This is a genomic window from Variovorax sp. 10N412 (assembly GCF_056394985.1).
Genome location: NZ_JBFTIO010000039.1, coordinates 1 through 3,888 on the forward strand (window position 1 = coordinate 1; position 3,888 = coordinate 3,888).

The 3,888-nt window shown below is 66.9% G+C and carries 4 protein-coding genes; all 4 read left to right on the forward strand.

Annotated elements, in window-relative coordinates; genetic code table 11:
* A partial coding sequence (locus tag AC1DJH_RS32960; RefSeq protein ID WP_478188594.1) for a methyl-accepting chemotaxis protein occupies window positions 1–354 on the forward strand: 354 nt, incomplete at its 5' end.
* 16 nt (window positions 355–370) lie between these two features.
* Window positions 371–1,966 carry a methyl-accepting chemotaxis protein gene (locus AC1DJH_RS32965; protein WP_472121283.1) on the forward strand — a complete coding sequence of 532 codons (1,596 nt, stop codon included), beginning with the start codon at window positions 371–373 and terminating at the stop codon, window positions 1,964–1,966.
* 16 nt (window positions 1,967–1,982) lie between these two features.
* The gene (locus AC1DJH_RS32970; RefSeq protein WP_478188595.1) at window positions 1,983–3,623 is read left to right on the forward strand and encodes a methyl-accepting chemotaxis protein; all 1,641 of its coding nucleotides are present in this window, start codon (window positions 1,983–1,985) and stop codon (window positions 3,621–3,623) included.
* 57 nt (window positions 3,624–3,680) lie between these two features.
* Window positions 3,681–3,888: chemotaxis protein CheW (locus tag AC1DJH_RS32975; RefSeq protein ID WP_478188596.1), on the forward strand; the 208-nt coding region annotated here is incomplete at its 3' end.

A 3,888-nucleotide genomic window follows, 5' to 3' on the forward strand; every position in this document is an offset into this window, starting at 1 on the left:
CTGATCGGTGACTCCGTGGAGAAGGTCGAGGAGGGCAGCAAGCAGGTGGAGGAAGCCGGCCGCACGATGGAAGAGATCGTGGGCAGCGTGAAGCGCGTGACGGACATCATGGGCGAGATCACGGCGGCGAGCCAGGAACAGACCTCGGGGATCGAGCAGATCAACCAGGCCATCAGCCAGATGGACCAGGCGACGCAACAGAACGCCGCATTGGTCGAGCAAGCCTCGGCTGCCGCGCAATCGATGCAGGAACAGGCTGGGAACCTGTCGCAAGTGGTGGGCGTGTTCCGCCTGGACAGCAGCCGCGCCAACGGCTCGGCGCAGCACCCGCAGTTCACCGCACTCGCTCCATAACCAAGGAAAAAAAGAAATGCAATGGTTCCAGAATCTCCGCGTCACTGTCCGGCTGATCCTCAGCTTTCTCGTGGTCGCGGCCATCGGCGCGGCCGTCAGCGCGCTCGGCATCTATCACATGGGGCGCATCAGCGACGCCACGCAGCGGCTGTACGCCAATGAGCTGCAGGCGCTCCAGGCGGTCCAGGAAGCCAACATCCACCTGCTGTACGCCAGCCGTGCACAGGTCACGCTGCTGTCGGCCGGCACGCGCGGCGAACGCAACGCGGGGGCGACCGAACTCAAGGCGTCCATGGAAAGCCTGGCGGCGCGCGCCGGCGAGGTGAAGCCCTTCTTCGAGGAGACCGAGGAAGGCAAGAAGCTCTACGGCCAGTACGAGGCCCTGATCGGCCCTCTGACCAAGCGCATGAGCGATTTCGTGGCGCTGGTGTTCAAGCAGCCGCTGGACAGCTCGCAGTTCGACAACCAGGTGACCGAAGACAGCACCCGCCTGCTGAAGGAATCGCGCGGCGTCGAGGAAGTGCTCAAGGGCATGGTCGCGCACAGCAAGGAGCTGGCCAGGCTCAGCGCCGAGCACGCCGGCGACACCTACAGGACATCGCGGCTGATGATGGTGGTGCTGGCGCTGGCCGGCATAGCGGCGAGCGTGGGCCTGGGCGTGCTGGTCGCGCGCCTGCTGAGCCGCCAGCTGGGCGGCGAGCCGGTCTATGCGGCCGACGTGGTCAGCCGCATCGCGAACGGCGACCTGTCGATGGCCGTCGACGCCGATACGGCGCGCGACGGCAGCCTGCTGCACTCCATCAAGCAGATGCAGGCGCAGCTGACCTCGATCGTCGGAAGGATCAAGGAGTCCAGCGACACCATTGCCACGGCCTCGGGCCAGATCGCGGCAGGCAACCAGGACCTGTCGTCGCGCACCGAAGAACAGGCCAGTTCGCTCGAAGAGACGGCGGCCTCGATGGAAGAACTCACGAGCACCGTGAAGCAGAACGCCGACAACGCACGCCAGGCCAACCAGCTGGCGGTGTCGGCGTCCGAAGTGGCGGTGAAGGGCGGCACCGTGGTCTCGCAGGTGGTCGACACCATGGGCTCGATCAATGCGTCGTCCAAGAAGATCGTGGACATCATCGGCGTGATTGACGGCATCGCGTTCCAGACCAACATCCTGGCCTTGAACGCAGCGGTGGAAGCCGCGCGTGCCGGTGAACAAGGCCGTGGCTTTGCCGTGGTGGCGTCCGAAGTTCGCAGCCTGGCGCAGCGCTCCGCAGCCGCAGCCAAGGAGATCAAGACGCTGATCGGCGACTCGGTCGACAAGGTCGCCGAAGGCAGCAAGCAGGTGGCCGAAGCGGGCCGCACCATGGACGAGATCGTGGGCAGCGTGCGCCGGGTGACCGACATCATGGGCGAGATCACCGCGGCCAGCCAGGAGCAGACCTCGGGCATCGAGCAGATCAACCAGGCAATCACCCAGATGGACCAGGTCACCCAACAAAACGCCGCGCTGGTCGAGGAGGCTTCGGCCGCCGCCCAGTCGCTGCAGGAACAGGCGGGCAGTCTTTCGGAAGTTGTCGGCGTGTTCCGTCTCGGCAACCCACAGCTGGCTTTGGCCTGACACAGAAAACACCGACATGCGCGTCAACCTGCCGATCACCGGCATCGAATACGAACTCCCACCGGGCGCCGCCCTGGTGTCACGCACCGACCTGAAGGGCCGGATCACCTACGTCAACCCGGCTTTCGTGGAGGCCAGCGGCTTCGCGGTGGGCGACCTCATGGGCAAGGCGCACAACATCGTGCGCCACCCCGACGTGCCGGCCGAGGCTTTCGCCGACATGTGGGCCTCGCTGGGCCAGGGCCTGCCCTGGACCGGCCTCATCAAGAACCGGCGCCAGAACGGCGACTTCTACTGGGTGCTGGCCAACGTCACGCCCGTCCGGCGCAACGGCCGCGTGCAGGGCTACATGTCGGTGCGCAGCAAGCCCGGGCGTGCCGAAGTGGCCGAAGCCGACGCGCTGTACGCCCGCATCCGCGAAGGCCGCGCCAATGACATCGAGCTCCTGCAGGGCGAGGTGGTGCAGCGCGGCTGGCGCAACCCGCTGGCGCGGCTGCGCCGCATTCCGGTGCGCAGCCGCGTGGCCGGCGCCACGGCAGTGGCCACCGTGCTCTCGCTGGGCCTGGGTCTGGCGGGCTGGATGGAAGCGTCGCGGCTGGTGGCTTCCGCCGGCGCGCACGGCAGCCTGCCTGGGCTGATCGCGGCCTGCGGCGCGGCCTCCGCGCTTGCCTGGCTGGGCCTGGGCCGGTTCCTCGGCCGCACGGTGTTCCGTCCGCTGGACGAGGCGGTGCACGTGGCCCGTGCCATCGCAGGTGGCGACCTCGCGCGCTTCGAGGTGCGGCGCGGCGACGAAATCACCGGGCTGCTGCGTGCGCTGAACCAGATGAGCGCCAATCTTTTCGCCATCGTCTCGGACGTGGGCGAGAACGTGGCCGGCGTGATGTCGGCGTCCAGCCAGATCGCCTCGGGCAACCAGGACCTGTCCTCGCGCACCGAGCAGCAGGCCAGTTCGCTGGAAGAGACGGCGGCGTCGATGGAAGAGCTGACCTCGACGGTGAAGCAGAACGCGGACAACGCGCGCCAGGCCAACCAGCTCGCGGTGTCGGCATCGGAAGTCGCGGTGAAGGGCGGCCATGTCGTGTCGCAGGTGGTCGACACCATGGGCTCGATCAATGCGTCGTCGAAGAAGATCGTGGACATCATCGGTGTAATCGACGGCATCGCGTTCCAGACCAACATCCTGGCGCTGAATGCGGCCGTGGAAGCGGCGCGCGCAGGTGAACAAGGCAAGGGCTTCGCCGTGGTGGCCTCGGAAGTGCGCAGCCTCGCGCAGCGCTCCGCGTCCGCCGCCAAGGAAATCAAGACGCTGATCGGCGATTCGGTCGACAAGGTCGAGGCCGGCAGCAAACAGGTGGCGGAAGCCGGCCGCACGATGCAGGAGATCGTGGGCAGCGTGAAGCGGGTGACCGACATCATGGGCGAGATCACCACCGCCAGCCAGGAGCAGACCTCCGGCATCGAACAGATCAACCAGGCCATCAGCCAGATGGACCAGGTCACCCAACAGAACGCCGCGCTGGTCGAAGAAGCCACGGCCACGGCCGAACTGCTGCAGGAGCAGGCCGACGGCCTCGTGAAGGCCGTGCGCGTGTTCCGCGGCGACGCGAGCCAGGTGGCCGAAGTCGCAGAGGCCTCGCAAGCCGCGCTGGCCGCCTGAAGCGCGCGCACCGCGAATCCAACTCACATTCAACAGACTCAACCCGGAGAAGACCCCATGCTCAACAAGGCAAAAGACCCATTGAAACAAGCCGCCTCGGCATCGTCCGCCGCCGCCGTCGCCGCCCGCCTGGAGGTCGTGACCTTCAAGCTGGGCGAAGAGGAATACGGCATCGACATCCAGAAGGTGCAGGAGCTGCGCGGGTACGACGCGGTGACGCGGATTGCGAACGCGCCGGACTACATCAAGGGCGTGGTGAACCTGC

Bases quoted from the DNA above. Each gene is read 5' to 3' on its own strand.
- AC1DJH_RS32970 (WP_478188595.1), top strand. From the start codon at position 1,983: ATGCGCGTCAACCTGCCGATCACCGGCATCGAATACGAACTCCCACCG.
- AC1DJH_RS32965 (WP_472121283.1), top strand. From the start codon at position 371: ATGCAATGGTTCCAGAATCTCCGCGTCACTGTCCGGCTGATCCTCAGC.